This is a genomic window from Stenotrophomonas acidaminiphila, from assembly GCF_014109845.1.
GTDB classification, from domain to species: Bacteria; Pseudomonadota; Gammaproteobacteria; order Xanthomonadales; family Xanthomonadaceae; genus Stenotrophomonas; species Stenotrophomonas acidaminiphila.
On record NZ_CP043567.1, the window covers coordinates 648,478 to 671,392 of the forward strand.

Consider the following 22,915-nt stretch of genomic DNA (forward strand, 5'->3'; position numbering starts at 1 on the left):
CGGGTCGTCCTCAGCGGGCCGGGTCGCGGTAGCGCACCGGGTCACGGCGGAAAAGGTCTTCGTCGAACTTGAAGCGCAGGCGCAGGAACAGGCCCTGCTGGGTGTACTCGTAGCCGTTGAGGTCGCGGTCGCCCTCGAAGCCGGTCCAGTTGTAACCGGCCGACAACCACAGGTTCTGCCGCAGCAGGCGGCCCACTTCCACGCCGTAGGCGTACTGGTTGCCGCCGGACTGGCCACGGAAGGTGGAGCCGAGCACGCCGACGTCCCAGTTCTCGGTGATGTCGTAGACGATGCGGCCGGAGAACAGCAGCGCACGGAAGCTGCTGTTGACGCGGGCGCCGTCGGCCAGGGCGAACTGGTCGCGCTGCCACTTGCCGGCCACGCGTCCGGTCAGCCACCACGGCCGCGACGGATGCCAGTCGGCATGCGAGGAGACGATGTGGGCGCGGGTACGCACGTCCTGGCTGGTGCCGTTGACCACCTGGCCGTCGAGCAGGGTCAATCCGCTTTCGTCGCGTTCGAGCTTGTACTCGTAGCGCATCAGCGCGTTGACCCGGTTGCGGTCGGTGTCGCGGTAGGCCAGTCCCAGCTGGAAGCGGTCCTGCAGGACGTCGCCGCGTTCCTTGTAGTTGGTCGCCAGCAGGTAGTTGCGGCCCAGCAGGGTCCAGTCGCGGCTGAGCTTGCGCGCCAGCATGAACTGCAGCAGCGTGGTGTCGAACGCCTCGTTGGCCTCGGTGTGCGCCACGTCTTCGGAGATGCGGTGCTCCACGCGCACCGCGCCGCGCCACAGCGGGTTGGCGCTGTAGTCCAGCGCCAGCGCCAGCCCGGTGCTGTCGCCGGTGTCGCCGGCGATCACGTTGACCCGTTCGGCCGAGCTGCTCAGGCGCAGGCCCTCGCGGATGTCCCAGTTGTTGCGGATGCCCGAGGCGGCCTGCACGTCGCGGCCGCTGATCGCATCGCGCAGCCGGTACTCGCTGAATGCCTGGGTGTCGCGCAGGTAGGTGCTGTCCACGCCGAACACCAGCGCATCGGCCTGGCGGTCGGTGGTGGTGATGCCGTAGGCGCTGGTCAGGCCGGTCTGCTTCTCGTAGCGGCCATACAGGCGGCTGCGCTCGAACACCTGGTAGTCGACGCCGGCGGCCACGCGGTTGCGGTCCTCGCCGTTGACGCTCTGCTCGACCTCGGCACCGCCGCTGAACTTCTCGCTGAAACGGTAGCCCAGGCCGATGCGGGCACTGTCCGATTCCAGCTTCGTGCCGACCGGCAGGTCGCTGGTGATCAGGCTGCCGGACGACGGGCCATTGATGACCATCAGCCCGGTGGCCGGGTCCAGCGCCTGCTGGCCATAGCCCAGCGCGCCGCCGCCGGCACCGGTGGCGAAGCCGCCGGTCAGGCCGCCGGCCTGGCCGAACGGCGACCCCATCGACCACGGCGAGGTCACGCCGATGGTCTCGCGCACGCTGCGCAGGCCCACGTCCAGGGTCAGGCGCCCGGTGGCGCCCACGCGCACGCCGGCACCGCCGGCCTCGCGCTCGCCACCATCGGGATTGCGGTCTTCGCTGCGCAGGGCTTCGACATACAGCTCCAGCCGCGGGCTCACCGCATAGCCCAGGCGCGCGTTGTACTCGCCGCGGCCGCCATACAACGGCGATGCCGGGTTGTTGAACGCCGGATCGGTGCGCGCGGCGAACAGGCGTGCATCGAACCTGTCGCCGTCATGCGCGAATTCGACGCGCCAGGCGTCGCCCTCGACCTCGCCGACCACGTCCTTCAGGCCCTGCGAGGCGACCTGGTTGAGCGAACTGGTGTTGACCTCGCTGCGGGTGCGCGCGAACTCGGCGACCAGCATCGTGTTCTCGCCGAACCGGTAGCCGGCGTTGGCGCTGCCCATGCGGAACTCGGCGTACGGGTTGCGGTCTTCCACCGCCGAGGCGCCCACCTCCAGCCGTTCGGTCAGCTTGAACTGGCCGTCGGCGCCGAACACCCAGAACTTCTCGGTCTGCTGGTCCAGCTCGTAGGTGATGCGCAGCGACACCGGATTCAGGTCGCTGTCGAAGGACGGCATGAACTGGTTGAGCAGGATGCGCCCGGAGAACGGCTCGAAGCTGTAGTCCACCAGCCGCGCCAGCGGACGCACCGATACGATGCGGGTCGGCTGGTTGCGGTCGCGCACGATCACTTCCACCCGCTCGCTGCCTTCCAGCACCGTGTTGTTGCGCAGCGCGTACGGGCCACTGCCCTGGCTGCGGAACTCCTCGATGACCTGGCGCAGCGAGTCCTCGATGGCGAAGACGTTGCCGCGTGCGCGCGCGCTCTCGAAGTGCCAGCCCAGGCCGGTGGCGGTGCGGTTGTAGGCACTCAGGCTGCGCTGCGGGATCGGCCCGCTGCCACCGATGCCGGTGACCGTGGCCAGCGTGTCGCCGGTCTGGAAGTCGCCGTACAGCAGGTAGCTGCGCTTGTTGTCGATGCGAACGTACAGGCGTTCGGCCGAGCGCGCGTCGAAGCCGCGCAGCGACGCATCGCCGTAGACCGGGTAGAACTCCTCCGGCTGGATGTCGCGCAGCAGGCGGCCGCGCACGTCCTTGTCCGAATCGTAGGCGGCGGTGAGCAGGTACTCGCCCTTGATCCGGCCCTTGACGAAGAACGCGGTGCGCGCGGCGGCATTGGCCTTGCCGTTGTTGAACTGCTTCTCCCAGCGGCGGATGTCGCGGTCGAAGGCGTCGTGGTGCTGCACCGGCGAGATCAGCCCGGCATTGGACCTGTTGCGGAAATTGAGCACGCCCTCGATCAGGCCGGTGGCCAGCAGTTCGCGCATTTCCGGCAGGAAGCCGATCACGCCCTCGGCGGTGTGGCCGCCGGCGGTGATGCGCAGCACCACGTCCTGCGGCTCGTGCGGCGCGAGCAGGTCGAACTCGGCCACGCCATCCTCCACCACCAGCTGCACGCCGGGGGTGACCTTGTCGGCATCGCCGGCACCGGGGCCGAACTCATCGGTACGCGAACCGGGCAGGCGCACGCGGCCGCCGCTGTTCTCGATGGTGGCGTAGGCGCGGCCGGCCAGCGGCTTGCCTTCGCCGTCGAGCAGCTGCACGCGCACGTGCACCGGGGTCTGGCCGTCGGCCGGCACGCCGTCGCGGTCGACCTCGACGCGGACCAGGTCCACCCCGCGGTTGAGGGCGTAGTCGACCTGGCCCGGCCGCGCCGGCACCGCTTCAGGTGCGGCATCGACGCTCGCCGGCGAGCGCGGGTACAGGGTGCTGGCATCGCCCAGCACCGGGGTGAAGCGGGTACTGGTGCCCACGCTCTGGGCCATCGCCGGTACGGCAACGGCAGCCAGCGCGCAGGCCAGCAGGCTCAGGCGCGGCGGCGTACGCGGGAAGTCGCGGCGGCTCATGGCTGCACCTCCTGCGCGGCCGATGCCGGGGGCGGGTTGGGTCTGGGATCCACGATCGGTCTCTGGTTGGCCGTATCCGTGGCCTGCTGCGGCGCACGGACGGGCTTGCTTTCGAAACGCAGCGGCGACTGGCCGGGCTCGCTCTCCGGTGCGCGCACCTCACCCTGGGTACGGCGCGCCTTGACCTGCTCCAGCACCGGGTTGGCGCAGCTGCCCTCGACGAAGTCGGCGCGGTGCAGCTCACCGTTCTTCAGGTCCAGGAACAGGCTGTCGGCGTCGCCCAGGTTGCGGTTGCTGCTGGTGGTCAGGCGTGCGCCGACCGGCAGGGTCGACGGATCGACCTTCAGCGTGTGGCTGTTCGGCGGCAGGCCGCAGTAGCTGTACTTGCCCTCCGAGTCGGAGACCAGCCAGGTGCCGTCGGAGAAGTACAGGCGCACCCCGGGGATGCCCAGTTCTTCCGGGTCCTGCACGTGGTTGTTGTTGCAGTCCACGAACACCTTGCCCAGCACGCAGGCCTCGTCGGTGAACACGCCGCCGGTGACGCGCACGCGGTACTGGGCGTGGTTGGACGGGGTCGAACCCGGCAGCGGGTTCAGGCCCACCGGATCGATGCAGCCGCCGGGGATCGAGCAGCCGTGCGCCTGCGCGCGGTTGATGCCATCGCCCTGCAGCGCGCCCACGCCGATGCGCACGCGGTAGGTCAGCACCCGCTGGCCACCGGCGGCGATCGGGCCCAGGTCGAAGCCCAGGCGCGGACCCGGCCTGCCCAGCGGTTCGTCCAGCACGCGGCCGTCGACGCGGGCGGTGCCGTCGATGTAGGTGAAGCCGCGCGGCAGCACGTCGACGATGTTCACCGTGCGCGCGGCGCTGCCGGACACGTGGCGTACCTCGATGGTGTACTGCACGGTGTCGCCGATCTCGGCCATGGCGCGGTCGCCACGCTTGCTGATCACCAGCAGCGTGTCTTCCGGCGCTTCCTGCACCTCGTTCGGCACCCGGCACAGGTTCTGGCTGATCTGCGGGTCACACAGGTCGAGCTGGCCGGGGGTTTCCTCGAACTGCTTCCACTGTTCCTCGCCCGGCTTGCGCTGCGGATCTTCGCCGCCGCCGGACACCACCACCGCGTTGTTCACGGTGCCCTGGCGCACGGCTTCCGGCAGCACGTCCACCGGCACCTTGATCGCCCCCGGATGGGTCGCACCGGCCGCCAGTTCGCGCGCGCTGGCGCACTCGAAGCGGCGCTCGCCCGCGCTGCCGGTACAGGTCCAGCCATCGCCGGCGGGCAGGCCCGACAGCACGATGCCGGCCGGCAGGTGTTCGCTGACCACGTACTCGGCGTCGGTGGCGCGCTCGCCGATGTTGCGCACGCGGATCAGGTAGCTGGCCTGCTGGCCAACGGTGAACACGGCGCTGTCGGCGGCCTTACTGACCACCACGTCCGGCCATGCCTTCACCAGTTCGCTCGGCAGGCGGCAGGCGTTGTGCACCACCTCGGCCTCGCACACCGGCAGGATGCCGACGTCGCCGCCTTCCAGCGCCTGCTGTTCTTCCGGCGTCGGGCGGCGCGATTCCGGCTCGCCGCCGCCGGCGACCAGCACGGCATTGTTGACGGTACCGGCGCTGGCATCGGCGCCCACGCGCACCAACGCGCTGATGACCGCCGTCGCACTCTGCCCGGCTGCCAGCACGGTGCTGCTGCGGCAGCTGAAGCGGGTGTCGCCGGCCGCACCGGTGCAGCTCCAGCCGTCACCCGTCGGGACATCGGCCAGGGTCACGCCCTGCGGCAGGCGGTCGAGCACCTCGTACTCGCCGCTGGTCGCGGCCAGGCCGGCATTGCGCACCACGATGCGGTAGGTCGCGGCGCTGCCGGTGACCAGGGTCGCCGGATCCACCGACTTGCTGACCCGCAGGTCGGGCACGTCGGTGTTGAGCTCGCCGAAGTTGTTGGACTGCGAGTGGATGCCCGGCTCCAGCGTCAGCCAGCTGATCACCGAGACCGGCTCGCTCTTCGGCGTGCCGTCGCCACCGGTGGTACCCGGCACCGTCTGCCCGCTCTGCGTCTGCGGCGGCTGGTTGGGCTGGGTCACCTTGTAGCGGCCCGGGCGCAGGTTCGGGAAGTGGTAACGGCCATCGCCGTCGGTGACGACCGTGGTGCGGACCGGGTTGCCGAGGTCGTCGACGCCCTCCAGCACGATCTCCTGGCCGGGGATGCCGGTTTCGCCGGCGTCGATGCGCCCGTTGTCGTTGTCGTCGTACCACACCTGGCCGGCGATGGATGCCGGCGGGATCTCGCCGAAGTTGTTGGCCACCGAGTGTTCGTTGGCGCCCAGCACGATGCCGCTGATCGCCGACGGCGTGGTGGTCACCGCGGTGGCGTCGCCACCGTGGCTGCCGGCACGGGTATGGCCGTTGAACGTGCCCGCCGGCTGTTCCGGCTCGGTCACGGTATAGGTGCCGGGCACCAGTCCGTCGAACAGGTAGTCGCCGTTCTGGTCGGTCCTCACCTCGGCCACCACCGGGTTGCCCTGGATGTCGGTGCCGGTCAGGCGCACGATGACGCCGGCGATGCCGTTCTCGTCAGCGGCGATGACGCCATCGTTGTTGCGGTCCAGCCACACCCGGCCGGCGATGGAGCCGTTCATCGGGATCTCGCCGAAGTTGTTCTGCACCGCGTGCTGGTTCTCGCCCAGCACGATGTTGCCGATCGCTGACGGCGTGGTGGCCTTGCCGGTCGCGGTGGCGCCCGCCATCGGCACGCCGCCGATGTTGCCCGGTACCGTCTTGCCATTGAGCGTCAGCGGCGGCTGGTTCGGCTCGGTGACGGCATAGGTGCCCGCCGGCAGGTCGGCGAACAGGTAGCTGCCGTCGTTGCCGGTGGTGGTGGTACGGGTGACCGCGTTGCCATTGACGTCGGTGCCGGTCAGTTCGACCGTGACGCCGGCGATGCCCTGCTCGCCCGCATTGATCACGCCGTTGTCGTCGTTGTCCAGCCACACCCGGCCGGCGATGGTGCTGCGGGTCGGGATCTCGGCGAACAGGTTCTCCAGCGACTTCTGGCCCGGGGCCACGGTGATGCCGGTGATCTGCGACGGGGTGGTGTTCACGCCGGTCGCGGTACCGGTGGCGATGCCGCCGACCGTTCCTTCGGTGGTGATGCCGTTGGCGGTGCCCGCCGGCTGGTTCGGCTGGTGCAGGATGTAGGTGCCCGGCAGCAGCTGGGTGAACGAGAACGTGCCGTCGTTGGCGGTCGTCGTGGTGGCGACCACCGTGCCGCCCGCGTTGCGCAGCTCGATGGTCTGGCCACCGATGCCGCCGTCGCTGCCGTTCTGCACGCCGTCGTTGTCGTAATCCATGAACACGCGGCCATGGATCTCGGCGCCTTCCTGTTCGCCGAAATCGTAGTTCTCGCCGTTGCCGGTCAGGCGGATGCCGCTGATGCGGTCGGTGGTCGGCGCATCGCCGGCCACGCCGGTCTGCGCGCTGCCGGCGCTGCAGCCGGCACCGCCGCAGGTACCGGGCTTCACCGCGCTGGGCCGGTTCAGGTGGCCAGCCGGCAGCACTTCGCGCACGGCATAGGTCTTGGCCGGGTCCAGGCCGACGAACTTGTAGAAACCGTTGGCGTCGGTGAGCGCGGTCCCGGTCGGACCGGTGACGGGCACGTAGTCGCCGCCGACCAGCTCCAGCAGTTCCAGGGTGGCGCCGGCGATGGGCTCATCCGTGGCCGGGTCGCGCACGTCGTTGACGTTCTTGTCCAGGAACACGTGGCCGGACAGCGTGTACAGGGTGACTTCCGGGAAGTCGAACTGCACGCCCTGGCCGCCGCTGCCGAGCACCACCCCGCTGATGACGCCACCGCTGGCCACGATGCCGGCGGTGCCCTTGTCGGTCACGCCGGTGCTGGTGCCGTTGCGCACGGTGCGCGTGCTGTTGGGCTGCGGCAGGCCGTTGTTGTAGCCGCCGGACACGGTGCTCTGGTCCTGGTTGATGGTGTAACCGGCAGCATCGGACGGCGCCAGCCCGTTGAACACGTAGTCGCCGTCGGCATTGGTGGTGACGGTGACGTCGATCGCGTTGCCGTAGACGTCGGTACCGGTCAGGCGCACGGCGACGTTGGCCAGGCCGTTGTCGCCGGCGTCGGTATCGCCGTTGTTGTTCTGGTCGAGGAACACGCGGCCGCCGATGCTGGCATTGCGCACCTGCACCGGGCCGTCCTGCTCGTTGTTGTTCGGATTGCTGTCCTTGGCCAGGTCCTCGTTGGCCGCGTCCTTGCCCGGCTGCACGGCCGCGTGGTTGTCCACGTCGGTCAGCCACGGCCCGGCATACACGCCCGCCTTGGGACGCGCATGCAGGGTCAGGGTGTAGCCGCTGCCCGCCGGGAAATTGCCGTTGACGTGGCAGGTCACCTGCTGCACCGGGGTCGCGCTGGTGACGCTGGCGACGCCGTTGGAGACATAGCAGACGTCCGCCGCGTCCGGCGCCGGCGGGCCGGGCTGCACGGCCAGGGTGCCGCCGGCCGCGGCCAGCGTGGCGCCGCCGGTGGCGGTGCCCACGCCCGGGGCGGTGCCGGGAATCCACTCGAAGCCGGACGGCAGCGTGTCCACCACGCGCATCTGGGTGGAGGTGGAAATGCCGTTGTTGCGCAGCACGATCTGCCACGGCACGGCCTGGCCGACGTCGACCGGCGAGACCATGGCGGTCTTGCTCACCACTTCCAGGTCGGTGCTCGGGAACAGCACGTTGTTGATCGCGGCCAGGTTGTTGCCGGCCTGGAGCGGATCGGCGGTGCACTTGCCGGAGGATTCGTAACTGTTGGTCTCGTCGGCGCAGACGTGCACGGCATTGCCGAAGATCACCGGGGCGGCGGACACGCCGGTGGGCCGGAACACCAGTTCGAAATTCACTTCCTCGTTCACGTCCAGCATGCCGAACGTGCACACCGTCGCGGCGTTCGGCGATGCCTGGGCGCAGACAACGGTCTTGCTGGCCAGGGTGTAGCCGGCGCTTGCCGCGCCCGCGTTCATGTTCTGCGGCGTGCCCTGCAGCGCCAGGCTGAACCCTGACGGCACCGTCAGGGTGTCGGTCATTTCGATGTTTTCGGCGATCGACGGGCCGGCGTTGCGGACGCTGAAGCGGTAGCGCAGGTCGTCGCCGGCGCGGAACTCGCTCTGGCCGGCGGGGAACACCGGCACCTTGCCCTGCTGCAGGTCGAACGACGGCACGGTGACGTCGAACACGGCCGAGGCGGTGTTGTTCGCCTGCGCGTTGGCGTCGCCGCAGGCACTGGAGTTGGCGACCCCGTCGAAACGGTACTCGCACATGTTGTCCAGGTGGACCTGGGCGGTGTTGGTGACGTTCTCGTACAGCTTGTCGCCCAGCGCGCCGGTGTAGCTCGGCGGCTTCTTGACGCGCGCACGCACGGTGACCGTCTGCACTTCATGGCGGGAGATGGTCGTGACGTTGACGCAGGAAATGGAACCGCTGGCCAGGTTGCTGGCCGCGCAGCTCATCTTGGCCGCATCGGCCGGCTTGACTTCCAGCACCTCGAAGGCCGGCGTCGCCAGCGTCGCCGCACCGGTGAACAGGCTATCGGTGATACGGAAGTTGCCGGCGGCGATGTGGTCCTGGCCCTGGTTGCGGGCGACCAGGGTGAACAGCACGGTCTCGCCGACCGATGCCATCGGATTGTTGCCGCCGCTGGCCGGGATGCTGGTCGTGACCGTCTTGCTGGTCATGGCCACGTCGGCACGCGGCAGCACCAGCACCCGCGCGCTGTCGCTCATCACGTTGCCGCCGGACAGGTCCTTCAGGAACGCGTTGGTCGAATCCAGCGTGGCGGTATTGTTCAGCTGGCCGGTGGGCGCCCCCAGCGGGCGCGACAGCGTGGCCGTGACCACGATGGTGGCGCCGGCCGGCACGTTGCTGAAATTGCAGGTCTGCTCGTAGGTACTGCCGGACTCGACGGTACTGCCGCCCTGGCCGTACGAGTTTGGATTGCCGGAAATACTGGCGGGGCAGCTGTGCGTCGCGCCCGTGGCCTGGCTCAGGTCGTAGGTGAAACTGATGTTCGGCGTGGTGTAGTTCGGCGTCTGCCCGACGGCCCGCATCAGGCCGTTGTAGACGTCCTTCACCTGCAGGTTCGGGATCGTCGCCTGCGCCGCGGCGGTGGTGATGGTCATCCGCCAGTGCATGTCGTTGTCGGCGGCGGCCAGCGTCGGCGCGTCGGCGACGTCATCGTGCCAGGTGGTGCCGTCCACCGAGGACTCCTTGCGGATGCCCACGCGGACGTCTTCGATGGTGGTGCCGATGCCGTTGGCGGCCTGGCAGTCCTGGCCGTTGGTACCGTTCTCGCCGATGCCGCCGGTCGCGCCGGCATCCTCGGGGTCTGCCGGCTGCGGGCCGTTGTTCGCGTCCAGCCCCAGCAGGCGCAGCACCTCGCTGCCGGTACAGGCGATGTTGGTCAACGTTACCGGGTTGGGCCCCAGGGTCGCGGCGTCGGCGATGGTGTGGGCGAAGCTGAAGGAACGCGACTGGCCGACGCTCATGGTGCCGGGGACGGGCAGCTCGCACGAGACCTGCGTCGTCTGCGCGGGGTTGGCGCCATCGGTTCGCGGCGAGGCCGGGGTGACGGTGCACACCCAGCCGTTGGTGGCGGTGACCGAGGCATTGGTGATTTCGCGCGGATCCAGCCAGTCCACCACGCGCAGCGGCTGCGAGGCGCTCCAGCTGACCGTTTCCGGACCACGGTTGGTGACGGTCAGGGTGGTGCTGATGGTCTGTCCCGGCGCCACCTTGCCGGGCTTGCTCTTGCTCAGCCCCAGGTCGGCCGCCGACGGCGCCATCCAGTAACGGCGGGTGGCGCTGTTGTTGTTCGGCTGGCCATCATCCTGTCCGGGCGGCAGGGTCAGCACGGCGGGCAGGTACTCGCCGGTGCGGCGCACGTTGTCCAGCGTCACCGGGATGACGAACGAGGCGGACAGGCCCACGTTCAACGCGCCCGCGATGCAGCTGACCTTGGTGCCGTTCCAGGTTCCGGTCTGGGTGCCGCCGCTCACCGGCGGGGCGATGGTCAGGCTGCTGGCCGGCACGGAGGTACAACCCGGCGGCAGTGCACCGATGGTGAAACCGGCCGGAACGATGGTCTCGATCACGGCACCGGCGGCCGACGCCATGGGGCCGTTGTTGGTCACACCCAGGGTGATGGTCTGGTTGCTCAGGCCCGACGAGGGCGAGGCCGAGCTGTTGCTCAGCGAGCTGCTGATGGTCGCCACCAGGTCGGTGGCCGGCTCGGTGTTGTAGTTGAGGCTGGTGGTGTTGTTGCCCGCGGCCAGGTCGATATAGAGCGTATTGGCGGAACTGATGGACGCCGTGTTGACGAAGCTGCCGTAGCTGCGGGTGGTGCCACTGACCTCGATCCAGCTGCTGTTGAGCTGCGCGGCGGTGATCGCCGAGCCGCCGGCGGCATAGGTACAGGTCAGCACGCGGCTGCTGTTGGCCGTGGCCACCGCGGTGCACGCCGGCGTCAGCGGGCCGCCGAAATTGATTGCCGTCGCCACGAAGCCCGTGGCCGCGCTGTCCGGCAGGTTGTCGGTGATGACGATGCTGCCGCCCACCGGCACGTTGTTGCCGCCGGCGGCGATGTTCGGGGTCAGCCGGAAGGTGCTGTTGCCACCGGTCAGCGGGCTGCCGCTGGCCGGCACGGTCATGGCCTTGCCTACGGTGAGGTCGCCGGCGTTGCGCACGTTGCCGGAGAAGGCGGCGGACGGACCCGAGGTGCCGGTGGCGGTCAGGTTGAAACCGCCGGCGGTCACGCCGCGTACCGGGAAGGTCACCGTGCCGCTGCTGCCGGCAGTGGTCGAACACACCATGTTCGGCGCGGTGTAGGTACAACCGGCCGGGGGCGCGGGCGGGTTGGCACCGAGCTGGGCGGGGATGACGACGGTGATGGTGTCGCCGCCGGCACTGGTACGCGTCCAGTCGACCGTGACGTTCACGTCCTGGCCGATGCCGATGTCCGCGGCCGTGGTCACCTGCGTCGCGGTCACGGCGGCGTTGGCGGCCGGCACCATGAATCCGATCGCGGCCAACAGGCCGGCGAGCTTCATTGCGCGGACGGCAAATCCATTTGCATGCGCGCGCGAAGACGTCGCGCGAGCGGCCTGATCGTGAGTTTGGTACACGGGTTTTCCCCTGCGTTGCAGCTGTTGCGCCCCACCCGGCGGCCTGGCGGCCCGGGCCTTGCGTGTCGTCGGTGCCTGCCGTTGCGGGCAGGCGCGGAACACCCGTTCAGGGCATTCGGGCCGCATTCTCGGCAGCTGGCGCGGTCAAGGCAGTAGCAGTCCCTGACGCTTGCTCACACTTGCTCTCGAATCACCAGGCAGCGACCTGCCCCGGCGGAACCCGGATCACGACTGCGTGGGTACCCACAGGTAGCCCGCCCCGCGCAGGGCGCGCACCGGCAAGGCCAACGGGGTCGCAGCACGGACACGCGCACGCAGGCGGTGCATCAGCACTTCCAGCCGGTGCGGGTCGAAATCCCATGGCGTGGACGTGAGCGCGGCGATCAGCTGTTCGCGGCCCACGGGCGTGCCGGGGCACGAGAGCAGTTCGTGGAGCAGCGCCCGCTCGGCTGTGGACAACGCCAGGACGCGGCCATCGGGCGACCACAGCTCCCAGCCGCCGGCGCGCAGGCTCCAGTCGTTGCCGGCATGCTGCGCCGGCGCGGCGGCGGGCTCCGCTACCGGGTCGGGCGCGGCACCGCTGCGGGCGGCCATGCGCCGGTGCAGGCTGTGCAGGGCCGCCACCAGCACCGGCAGCTCCAGCGGTTTGGGCAGGTACACATCGGCTCCCGCCGACAGGCCGTGCGCCATGTCGGCGGCGCTGCCGCGCCCGGTGACCAGCACGATGCCCATGTCGCCGGTACGGCGCAGGTGGCGGGTCGCGCTGAACCCGTCCTCGCCCGGCAGCGTGATGTCGAGCACGACGATGTCGCAGGCGGCCACCGCCAGTTCACGATAAAGGGCCTGGACACTGCCGATGCCGCGGACCGCAGCCCCCTGCCGCGCGAGTTCATCGACCACCAGCGCGCACCACTCCGGGTCGTCCTCCACCACCCGGATGCGTACGCCCTGCAACGGCGGCGGCGCGCATGCCGGCGGCCCTTCCTGATTCGTTTCCAATACCGGTCCCCATGCACGCCGGCCACACGATGCGCGGCCCCGACGGCGGGGTGGGATTCTCGACAGCTGCCGGCAACGCGGCAGTATCAAACCATCTCCATTGCTCTCCGGAATTCACCGGCACCCGTGCCGGCAGCGGAAACCGGTTCTGCCGCCTTCAGGCGACAGGGGTCGGCTCGGAGACCAGCATGTAACCGATGCCGCGCAGCGCGCGCACCGGCAGCAGGGTGCCGGTGGCATTGCGTGCCCGGGTGCGCAGGCGGTGCACCAGCACCTCCAGCCGGTGCGGGTCGAAATCCCAGGGCTGGTCGGTGACCGCGGCGATGAGCCGCTCGCGGTCGACCGCCTCGCCGGGAACGGCGAACAGTTCGCGCAGGAAGCCGCGTTCGGCCGCGGTCAGGGTCAGCACCCTGCCATTGGGGGCATGCAGGTCCCATCCGTCCGAGCGCAGGTTCCATGCGGCGATGGCCTCGCCGGGGGCGGCCACGGCGGGCGAGGACTGCGACATGCGCCGGTGCAGGCTGTGCAGCGCGGCCACCAGCACCGGCAGCTCCAGCGGTTTGGGCAGGTAGACATCGGCACCGAGCGAGAGCCCGTGCGCCATGTCCGCGGTGCCGCTGCGCCCGGTGACCAGCACGATGCCCATGCCGTCCATCCGCCGCAGGTGGCCGGTGGCGCTCAATCCATCCTCGCCCGGCAGGCCGACATCCAGCACGAGGATGTCGCACCGGTCCACCGCCAGTTCGCGGTAGAGCGCCTCGACGCTGTCGATGCCGCGCACGTCGGCACCGTGGTACTCGAGCTCCTCGACCACCATGCCGCGCCACTCGGGATCATCTTCGACGACCCAGATCCGTACGCCATCCAGCCGGCAACCGGCATCGCCTGCCGGCCGTTCCCCATCCACCTGCATCAGTGCTTCCCCACGACCTGTCCCGCCCTGTTCGCCCGGCCATTCTAGGCCAGTGGCGTCCTGCTGCCGCCCGGCCACGCACACCGGACGGGACGGAGCCGGGGCCCGGCAGACACGATGCCGGCCCCGGCCGTGCAGGCGCCTACTCCCGCGGCAGGCCCATTTCGGCCAGCAGCGCCGGCGCCGGGTAGACCTTGGCCAGCAGCCAGCGCAGGTAGCGCATGTCCACGTGCACGGCCCGCTTGTAGCGCGGGTCGAACCACCAGCTGGCGCTCACCGACTCCCAGTTGGAGTCGAAGTTCAGGCCGATCAGCTCGCCGCGCGCATTGAGCACCGGCGAACCGGAGTTGCCCCCGGTGGTATCGAGGTTGGTCAGGAAGTTGACCGTCTGCGTCTTCAGCACCGGGTCGGCGGTGCTGCCGAAATCGCCCTTGGCGATGGCATCGAGCAGCGGCCTGGGCGCGTCGAACGGCACCGTGCTGGTGTTCTTCTCGACGATGCCGGCCACCGTGGTCACCGGCGAATAGCTGACCGCGTCGCGCGGATGCAGCGCCTCGACCTTGCCGTAGCTGATGCGCAGCGTGCTGTTGGCGTCCGGGTAAACGGCGCGGCCCTGGCTGGCGCGCCAGGCGAACAGCGCCTGCATGTAGGACGGGCGCAGGCGCAGCTGTTCGCCCTCGCGCTCCTTGCTTTCGCGTTCGGTGTCCAGCTGCGCCGCCACCAGGGTGGCAGCCGCCGCCAGCAGCGGATCGGCTTCGAGCGCGCCGCCCTTGCGGGCCGCCTCGAAGCGCGACAGGCGCTGCGCCTCGTCGCCCAGCCGGGTCGCCGCGTACAGGGTATCCAGTGCCTTGCGCAGCTGCTCCGGGGTGCGCCCGAACAGCGCGTCGTAGCGCGCGTCGCGACGGGCGTCGGGCAACTGCTGGTAGCGCGTGAGCAGCGCGGTGAGCAGGGCCTTCTCCACGGCCGGGTCGTAGCGGCGCTGCACCTGCTTGAGCACGCCTTCGATCAGCGCCTGGTCGCGCTGCTGGTAACCGCTCTCGCGCGCGGCGTCGGGCTTGGCCGATTCGATGCGCAGGCGCTCCAGCAGCATGGCCGAGCGCAGCAGCTGGGTCTGGCTGGACATCAGCGTCACCAGGAAGTCACCGGCGCCGGCGTCGCGCTCGGCGGCCAGCGAGGCGGACAACGCGTCGATGTCGGCCTTGTAGCGGGCGTCGGTGGCGGCCAGCATCGCCTGCTCGTCCTGCGCGCGCTGGGCCTTGGCGTCGCTGCGCAGCAGGCCTTCCAGTTCGCCGGCGGCGCGCTTGCGGTTGTTCTTGAGCGACTGCAGCTGCGAGGCGTAGCGGGTGCGCGCGTCGGCATTGCCCTTGCCCTGCGCCTCGATCACGTCGATCAGCTGCTGGAACACCTCCACGCGGCGCGGCAGCACCGTGTCGATCTGGTTGGCGAACTCGGCGGCGGTGCGCAGCCGGTAGGTGGTGCCCGGATAGCCGGCGAGCATCGCGTAGTCGCCTTCCTTCGGGCCGTCCAGCGATATCTTCAGGTGTGCCGGCGGGTGGTACGGCACGTTGTCCTTGCTGTACGGCGCCGGCTTGCCGTCCTTGCCGACGTAGGCACGCAGCAGGGTGAAATCGCCGGTGTGGCGCGGCCACATGAAGTTGTCGATCTCGTCGCCGTAATTGCCGATCGCGCGCGGCGGCGCGTAGACCAGGCGGATGTCGGTCAGCTCCAGCTGGCGGATGCGGTAGAAATCGCTGCCGTAGTACATGTTGGCCACCGAGCAGCGCACCCCGCCCTCGGCCTCGCAGTCGGCGACGATGCGCTTGCGCGCGTTCTCCACCGCATCGTAGTAGGCACGCCCGTTCTTGCCGCGCGCCTCCTTGAGCACCTCGTCGGTGACCTTGTCGAAGCCCACCGTCACCAGCACCCGGTAGTCCGGGTTGGCCGCGCGCTCGTCATCGCGGCCCTGGGCGATGAAGCCGTCGTTGATGGTGTCGTGCTCCTTGCTGGCGTTGTACTGGATCACCCCGTAGGCGACGTGGTGATTGGTCAGCAGCAGGCCGTCGCCGGACACGAACGCACCGGTGCCGCCGCCCACCCTTACCACCGCGCTCAACGGCGGCGCGGTGACGTCGGCCAGCGCCGACGGGTCACCCTTGAAGCCGGCCTCCTTCAGCGTCTTCGCCAGTCCAGGCAGCTGCGTGGGCATCCACATGCCCTCGTTGGCGTTGGCGGCGGCAGCCAGGCTCATGCCCAGCGCCATGGCGGCTGCAAGCGGTGTGCGCTTCATCGGAACTCCAGCAGGTACAGAACAGGGGGCGACAGTAGCCGGGCACCGGTGGGGGGGCAACCGCCAACGGTCACGATGCCGCTATCCTGCGCGCATGCGCATCTTCCCCGTTTCCCTCGCGCTGGCATGTGCGCTGCTCGGCGCCTGCTCCGGCGATGGGCCGGCGCCCGCTGCCGCGGCTGCCGGCCAGGCCCTGCGCCTGCATGCCGAACCGTGGCCGCTGGCGGCCGACGCCAGCGCCGCGCAGCCGGACCTGGTGGCCGCGCCCGACGGCAGCCTGCTGCTGTCGTGGCTGGCCCCGGACGCACAGGGCCACCAGCTGCGCTACGCGCGCTTTTCCGGTGGCCGCTGGCAGCCGGCCCGGCAGATCGCGCGTGGCGACGACTGGTTCGTGAACTGGGCCGACACGCCGCACCTGCGCGCCAGTGCCGATGGCGCGCTGTGGGCGCAATGGCTGCGCAGGTCCGCCGCTACCCCGTATGCCTACGACGTGCAGCTGGCGCGCTCGGCCGACGGCCGGCAGTGGTCGGCGCCGGTCACCGTGCACGATGACGCCACCGCCACCGAACACGGTTTCGTTTCGTTGTGGCCGGAAGGCGCCGACGGCATGGGCATCGCCTGGCTGGACGGGCGCCGCACCGCCGGTACCGGGCACGGCGACGGCCACGGCCACGGCGCGATGACCCTGCGCAGCGCCCGCTTCGATGCCCGGCTGGGCAAGCACGACGAGCAGGAGCTGGACCCGATGACCTGCGACTGCTGCCAGACCGGAGCCCACGCCGACGCCAGCGGGGTGTTGCTGGTGTATCGCGGCCGCGACGCCGCCGAGACCCGCGACATCCACCTGCGCCGCCGCACGGCCGCCGGCTGGCAACCGGCACGGCGGGTCCATGCCGACGACTGGGTCATGCCGGCCTGCCCGGTGAACGGCCCGGCGGTCACCGCATACGCTGGCCATGCCTGGGTGGCGTGGTACACCGCGCCGCAGGGCGAACCGCTGCTGCGCCTGGCCCATAGCAGCGATGGCGGCGCCAGCTTCGGCGCGCCGCGCGCGCCGGACCGGGGCGCCGGGGTGCAGGGCCGGGTGCAGGTAGCCGCCGATGCCGATGGCCTGTGGCTGGCCTGGCTGCGCGAGGACGGGCGCGGGCAATCGCTGTGGCTTGCCCGCTACAGCCCTGCTCTGGAGCGCGAGCTCGGCCGCCTGCAGGTTGCGATCCTGCAGGGCCGCGGGCGCGGTACCGGCTTCCCGCGCCTGCTCGCCGACCGCGGCAGCGCGCGACTGGTGTGGACCGACGTGGTCGCCGGCAAACCGGTGCTGCGCGGCGCGGTCGTCTCGTCCTTGCCCGCCGCGCCCGCGCCCGCGCCGTGAACCGGCCTGGCCGCGCCCGGATGATGCGGTGGTGAACGCCGGATCCGCCCGGCGCCCGCCACGGATGCGCCGGCGCGGGCCCGGCTATTTCTCCTTGCGCCAGTTCACCGAGCCGCGGTTCTCCACGGTGCTCGATTCGACCTCGATGTCGAAGCCGCGACGCAGCAGGTACTTGAGGGTCAGCACCGAGCCGCTGCCGATCAGCGATACGCCATAGCCGACATAGAGCTTGGGGGTGATGAACTTGCCCACGCCGATCACCGCACCGCCCAGTGCGCGCGACTGGCTGACCCCGGCGTCGTCCAGGCCGAGCCTGGCGCCGACCTGCGCGGCGAGCAGGCCGCTGCCGGCCGACAGCGCCGCGGAGGCGGCGTTGACCTGCTGCGCCTGGTCGCTGCTGGCCATGCTCAGGCTGCGGCCGAGGACCAGGTAGGACAGTGCCTCGGACTGCGACATCGCCGGATCGGACCACACGTCCACGCGCGGTTGCTGCGCGCGGCCGGTGACGACGATGCCGGCGGTGACCTCGCCGATGCCGCGCTGGGCGCGGATGTTGATGCGCGGATCGGAGACGATGCCGTGGTTCCACAGCAGCTGGCCCTGGGTGATGGTCAGGTCCTGGCCGTAGGCCTTGTAGCGGCCGCTGACTTCCAGCCCGCCGTTGGCGGTCATCTCGCGGCCGGGACGCGCGCGTACCTGCATCTTGCCGGTGAGCGCGCCCTTCAGGCCGAAGCCGCTCATCTTCACCTTGTCGCCGAGGCTGACCGCCAAGTCCATGTCCAGCGGCGAGGAGCGCGATTCCTCCGGATCGACCGGATCGAGCACCACCACGTCCTCGGATACCGAGGTGCCGCGGTCCAGGCGCTCCAGGTCGATCGCCGCCTCGGGCACATGCACGCTGCCGCGCAGTTCCATGGCGGTGCCAGCCAGGGTGAAGTCGAGGTCGGGGTTGGCGACCACGCGCAGTTCGCTGGTGTTGGATACCAGCACCTTGTCGCCGCCGATGTGCAGCCGCAGCGGCTGCGCGTCGCCGAACCAGGACAGGCCGCCGTCGACCCGCAGCGCGCCCTCGCCACCGGTCCTGACCTCGGCGGCGATGCGCGCCGAGCCGTCGGGCTGCGCGGTGAAGCTGCCCTTGCCTTCGCTCAGGGCCAGCCCCAGCGCCGGGAACTCGCCGCTGAAATCGCTGAGCCTGGCCTCGCCGCCGAGCGAGGGCTGGGCACGCGTGCCGCGCAGGCTGACATGGCCTTCGACCAGGCCCTTGGGCCGTACCAGGTCGGGCGAGAACAGCTCCATCCAGTACAGCCGCGACATGTTCAGGTACAGCTCGCCGTTGAGCGCGGCGTTCGGCTCCCAGCCGGTCCGCACCTTGGCATCGACGAAGCCGTCGCCCTGGAAACCGACGCCGAGGTAGCCGTTGATGCCGCCGGGCTGCATGTCCACGTTGATGGAGAAGTGGTCGTAGCGCACCAGTTCGCCGCGGGCGTTGTCGCCCAGGCGGATGCCGCCTTCGGCCGAGGCGACCTTGAAGCTGCCTTCCCAGGCCTTGCCGCGCGGGCGCAGCTGGCCATCGATGGTGACCTCGCCGCGCAGGTAGATGCGCCGCCCCGCGTTCGGCGGCAGCCACGGCTGCACCAGCGCCAGCGGCAATGCATCGCCGCGCAGCCGGAGGCCCTCGCGCGGCCAGTTGGCGCCCACGCACAGCGCACCGCCGGTGTCCGAGCCCAGGCAGGTGTCGGCCAGGGTGAAGTTGCCGCCCTGCACGCTGAAGGCCGCGGCCTGGCGCAGCTGCCAGGGCGCGCCCTTGACCGGCGCTACCCGCAACGCCGCCAGCTCGCCGCGCCATGCCTGTCCGGCCTGGCGCACGCTGCCGCCCACGGCAAGCGCGCCCAGTTCGTTGCGGGTGTCGGCCTCCAGCCGCAGGTTCTGCACGCTGCCACGCGCATCGATGCGCACGCTGTCCAGCAGCATGCCCGCTTCCACCGCGCTGGCCTGTACCTGCAACGCTCCGTTGTCGCCCTTCCACGGCAGGTGGCCGCTGATGCTGGCCTGGCCGGCTTTCCAGTCATCCCAGCGCAGCCCGTTGCCGCGCAGGTCGGCGGTGACGTCCGGCTGGGCCGGCGTGCCCCGCAACTGCAGGGTGCCGGCCAGGCTGCCGCTGGCGCCGGGCAGCAGGTCGGACAGGTGCAACGGCTGCAGCCGCGCATCCACGTCGAGGCGGTCGCCCACCGTGCCCTTGGCCTCGATGCGGCTGTCACCCATCAGCAGGCGCACGTCGCCTTCGCCCTGGGTGCCCTGCAAGGCCAGCCGGGCGCGCGCGTCGACGCTGCGGCCGCGCAACCTGCCCTTGAGCTGCGGCACGTCCAGGCTGGCCTCGAACCGCATGTCCGCGGTGCCGGCCGGCGGCGGCAGCTGCTTGCCACGGGAGGCCAGCGTGCCGGACAGCCTGCCTTCCCAGCCCGGCACGAAATAGCCCGGGTCGAAGCTGGCCAGGCGCGCATCCACGTCCCACGACAGCGCCGGCTGCCAGGCCGCCGAACCGGTGAGATCGAGCGAGCCGCCGGGCGTGCTCGCCGCGAGCTTCTCGATGCGCGCCTGCTGGTCGCTGCCGCGCAGGTCGAAGTCCAGGCGGGCGTCCTGCGCCTCGCGCGCGACCTCGGCCTTGCCGATCGCCGCCCAGTTCTTCAGCGTGCCCGCCACGCCGAGCCGCGCTTCCTTCAGGTGCAGCGGCACCGGCGTGATGCCGGGCGCCGACGGATCGGGCGCGGGGGTCCAGGTCAGCCGGTTGGCGACCACCGCGAAGCGGAAGCCGGGGTTCTGCGTGTCGCTGAAGTCGGCGCTGCCCTGCAGGCGCAGCTCGCCACCGAAGGCCTCGGCCACCAGCGGCGAGACGGTCAGCACCTGGTTGTCGATGACGATATTGGACGGCGCCAGCACCAGTTCCTGGTCGCCCTGGCGCACGCGGCCCTGCAGCCGCGCGCTGCCGCCGCGCCCGCGCGCGTTGAAGTCCAGCGCCAGCGGCGCGGGCGCCTGCGCCAGGTACTGTGCCGGCACCAGCTGGCCCAGATCCAGTTCCTCGCTGCGCGCGGCCACGCTCCACACCGGGTCGCTGCGGCCATCCAGCACCAGGCTGGCATGCAGCGGCCTGGGCGCGTACCCGGCCAGCGCCACCTCCATGTGCGCCAGGTCGCCGCGCGCGACCAGCCCCAGCCGCGCCCGTGGCTGGCCCGGCCGCGCCGGCATCAGCGCGCGCACGGTGAGGTCGGTGCGGTAATCCTGGCGCGGCAGGTAGTGGCCGTCGATGCGGAAGTCGCCCAGGTTGCCGTCCACCTGCAGGCCGGTGGCGCGGAACTCGCCGTCGGCGGCTTCCAGGCCACCGCGGATGCGGGTGATGTCGATCGGCGGCGCATCCTGCTGGACGATGCGCAGGCCATCGATCTCGATGGTGTCGGCCTGCAACGCCAGCGGCAGGGTGATGGCCGGCAATACGTCCGGCCAGCGCGGCAGCTCGAACGGCTTGTCCTCCAGCGGCCCCAGCTCCAGCTGCGCGTTGTCGATGCGCAGCAGGTCCAGGCGCAGCTTGCGCCCCAGCAGCGGGCGGATGTCCGGGTCCAGGTAGGCCTGGGCGGCGCTGAAGTGGATGTCCTGGTAGCGGAAGTCCAGGTCGTGCAGCACCAGCGGCCCGGCCAGCGGGCCTTCGACCTTGCTCCAGGTCAGCGAGGAACCGGCCGGCAGCCGTGCCACCACCTGCGCCAGCAGCACGTCGCGGCCGGCCACGGTCTGCAGCAGCCAGTACAGCGCCAGCGACGCCAGCACCACCAGCACGCCCACGCTGATGCCGCTGCGGATCGCCAGCGTGCGCATCCGTGCGCGGCGCCGCGCACGCAGTTCGGCGATGCGCGCCTCGCGCTCCTCCGGGGTGATGTCGTCGGGGCGGCGGCTCACAGGTCGGCTCCGATGTTCAGGTACAGCTGGAACTGCGAGTCGGGTTGGTTCAGGCCATGGGCGATGTCGATGCGCACCGGCCCGACCGGCGATTTCCAGCGCACGCCCAGGCCCACGCCGGTATGCAGGTCGATGGTGTTGTCGAAGGCGCTGCCGGTATCGACGAACACCGCCGCGCCCCACGGGCCGCCGCCGAAGTAGTGCTCGTACTCGGCCGAGCCCACCACCAGGTGCTTGGCGCCGAGCGCGTACTTGTCAGGGGCCGGGGTGCGCGGGCCCACTTCGCGCCACGCATAGCCGCGGATCGAACGGTCGCCGCCGGCGAAGTAGCGCAGGCTCGGCGGCATCGCCACCAGGTCGCCGGTCCAGGTGGTGCCGGCCTGGCCGCGCAGGATCAGGCGGTCGCTGTCGCCCAGCGGCATGTACCAGCGCACGGTGGCGTCGGCCTGGATGAAGCTGGTGTCCGAACCGGCGCCCTGGATGCCGCCGCGCAGCGTGGCGTTGCCGCTGAAGCCGCGGCGCGGGAAGGCCTTGTCGTCCACGTTCACGTAGTCGGCGGTCAGCTGCGGGTACACCAGCGTCGAGTACTGGTAGACCGCATCGCTGAACGGGTCGCCGGAGCTGTAGCGCCAGCGCTCGCGCAGCGCGTTGACCGAGGCGATCGCGGTCCAGTACTCGTTGATCTCGCCGCTGCGGCTGCCGATGAGCTTGAAGTTGCGCATGTCCAGATAGCGCGTCTGCTCGTCGTAGGCGCTGATGGCAAAGGTGTACCAGCCGTCGAGCCAGAGGAATGCGGGTATCCGGTAGCTGGTGACCAGGCTCTTGCGCTTCTGCGCGTAGTCCAGCTGCGTGTTGAGCTTGTGCCCGCGGCTGTTGACGTAACGCCGCTCCACCCCGCCGCGCACACCCGGGCCGCTCTCGCTGCCGTAGCTGAGGCCGGCGGTGTAGATGGTGCGCTTGGCCAGGGTGAGGTTCACGTCCACCGGCACCTCGCCGTCGCCATAGGCATCTTCCGGGCGCGGCTGGATGTCGATGGTGCTGAAGTAGTCCAGCTTGGTCAGCGATTCGCGCAGGCGGTCGAGCTTGCCCTCGTGCCAGTAACTGCCCTGCTCCCAGTACACCAGCGGGTCGAACAGCCCCGGGCGGAAATAGTCCTGGTTGAAGCTGATCCGGCCCATGTTGTAGCGGCGGCCGCTGTCCCAGCTCAGGAAGATGTCGGCCGCGTCCTGCGCGCGGGTGATCTCGACCTTGCGCTGGGTGAAGTCCGAGTCGAAATAGCCGCGCTCGGACAGGCGCCGGGTGATGACCACCTTGCTGGCCTCGTAGGTGCTGTGGTCGAACGGCTCGCCCTCGCGCGGCTGGAAACCCTCCAGGTCCTGCTGCAGGTAGCGGTCGCGCGCGGCCGGGCCGGTGATGACCACCTCCGACTGGCGCACCCGCACCGGCTCGCCCTTGTGCACCTCGATCACCACCCGCACCGTGTCGCCCTCGCGCGGCGCCTCCACGGTGATGGTCGGGTTGTAATAGCCGAACGGCTCCAGCGCCTGCCGGGTCTGCCGCTCGGCCTGCGACAGCAGGTACTCCAGGCGCGACTCGCCCTGCGCCTTGCCGATGGTGTCGTACAGCGACAGCGACACCTCGATGTTCTCGATGATCGCCGCGTCGTCGCCCTTGTCCAGCCCCTTGATCTGGACCTTCTCGATCGTGCCGCGGGCATGGGCGAAGGGAACGGCGGCGAACGTGGCCAGAAACAGGGCAAATGCGGGGGTCTTGGGCAGCATAGCGACAGCATACCGGGCGCTCGTGAAGGCCGGAATCATCACGGCGGTTT

Annotated in this window: 8 protein-coding genes; 1 reads left to right on the forward strand and 7 read right to left on the reverse strand. The window is 70.5% G+C overall.

Features of this window, described 5'->3' with window-relative positions; all coding sequences use genetic code 11:
• Window positions 1-10 precede the first annotated feature (10 nt).
• From F0P95_RS03135 to F0P95_RS03155, 5 genes are all read right to left on the reverse strand, one after another.
• Window positions 11-3,394, reverse strand: coding sequence for an Ig-like domain-containing protein (locus F0P95_RS03135; protein ID WP_182335659.1), 3,384 nt, complete (start codon window positions 3,392-3,394; stop codon window positions 11-13).
• A complete protein-coding gene (locus F0P95_RS03140; RefSeq protein ID WP_182335660.1) occupies window positions 3,391-11,496 on the reverse strand; it encodes an SdrD B-like domain-containing protein in 8,106 nt (2,701 codons plus the stop codon). The genes F0P95_RS03135 and F0P95_RS03140 overlap by 4 nt, the downstream gene beginning before the upstream one ends.
• Before the next feature lie 300 nt (window positions 11,497-11,796).
• Window positions 11,797-12,570, reverse strand: coding sequence for a response regulator transcription factor (locus tag F0P95_RS03145; RefSeq protein ID WP_182335661.1), 774 nt, complete (start codon window positions 12,568-12,570; stop codon window positions 11,797-11,799).
• Between the two features lie 157 nt (window positions 12,571-12,727).
• Window positions 12,728-13,483 carry a response regulator transcription factor gene (locus tag F0P95_RS03150; protein ID WP_182335662.1) on the reverse strand — a complete coding sequence of 252 codons (756 nt, stop codon included), beginning with the start codon at window positions 13,481-13,483 and terminating at the stop codon, window positions 12,728-12,730.
• Window positions 13,484-13,625: 142 nt separating this feature from the next.
• Window positions 13,626-15,770: a S46 family peptidase gene (locus F0P95_RS03155; protein ID WP_182335663.1), complete on the reverse strand. Its 2,145-nt coding sequence runs from the start codon at window positions 15,768-15,770 to the stop codon at window positions 13,626-13,628.
• A gap of 94 nt (window positions 15,771-15,864) precedes the next feature.
• On the opposite strand from F0P95_RS03155, the gene F0P95_RS03160 reads away from it, so the two are divergent.
• A complete protein-coding gene (locus F0P95_RS03160) occupies window positions 15,865-17,139 on the forward strand; it encodes a hypothetical protein (protein ID WP_182335664.1) in 1,275 nt (424 codons plus the stop codon).
• Between the two features lie 84 nt (window positions 17,140-17,223).
• On the opposite strand, the gene F0P95_RS03165 is transcribed toward F0P95_RS03160, so the two are convergent.
• Together F0P95_RS03165 and F0P95_RS03170 are read right to left on the reverse strand one after the other, a co-directional pair.
• Window positions 17,224-21,003: a translocation/assembly module TamB domain-containing protein gene (locus tag F0P95_RS03165; RefSeq protein WP_182336728.1), complete on the reverse strand. Its 3,780-nt coding sequence runs from the start codon at window positions 21,001-21,003 to the stop codon at window positions 17,224-17,226.
• Window positions 21,004-21,080: 77 nt separating this feature from the next.
• A complete protein-coding gene (locus F0P95_RS03170) occupies window positions 21,081-22,865 on the reverse strand; it encodes an autotransporter assembly complex protein TamA (RefSeq protein ID WP_182335665.1) in 1,785 nt (594 codons plus the stop codon).
• Between the last annotated feature and the right edge of the window lie 50 nt (window positions 22,866-22,915).

What these genes read in the sequence shown, in the direction of transcription:
- F0P95_RS03150 (WP_182335662.1), bottom strand. Translation starts at nt 13,483, where the DNA reads ATGCAGGTGGATGGGGAACGGCCGGCAGGCGATGCCGGTTGCCGGCTG.
- F0P95_RS03160 (WP_182335664.1), top strand. Translation starts at nt 15,865, where the DNA reads ATGCGCATCTTCCCCGTTTCCCTCGCGCTGGCATGTGCGCTGCTCGGC.
- F0P95_RS03155 (WP_182335663.1), bottom strand. Translation starts at nt 15,770, where the DNA reads ATGAAGCGCACACCGCTTGCAGCCGCCATGGCGCTGGGCATGAGCCTG.
- F0P95_RS03135 (WP_182335659.1), bottom strand. Translation starts at nt 3,394, where the DNA reads ATGAGCCGCCGCGACTTCCCGCGTACGCCGCCGCGCCTGAGCCTGCTG.
- F0P95_RS03140 (WP_182335660.1), bottom strand. Translation starts at nt 11,496, where the DNA reads ATGAAGCTCGCCGGCCTGTTGGCCGCGATCGGATTCATGGTGCCGGCC.
- F0P95_RS03165 (WP_182336728.1), bottom strand. Translation starts at nt 21,003, where the DNA reads ATGCGCACGCTGGCGATCCGCAGCGGCATCAGCGTGGGCGTGCTGGTG.
- F0P95_RS03170 (WP_182335665.1), bottom strand. Translation starts at nt 22,865, where the DNA reads ATGCTGCCCAAGACCCCCGCATTTGCCCTGTTTCTGGCCACGTTCGCC.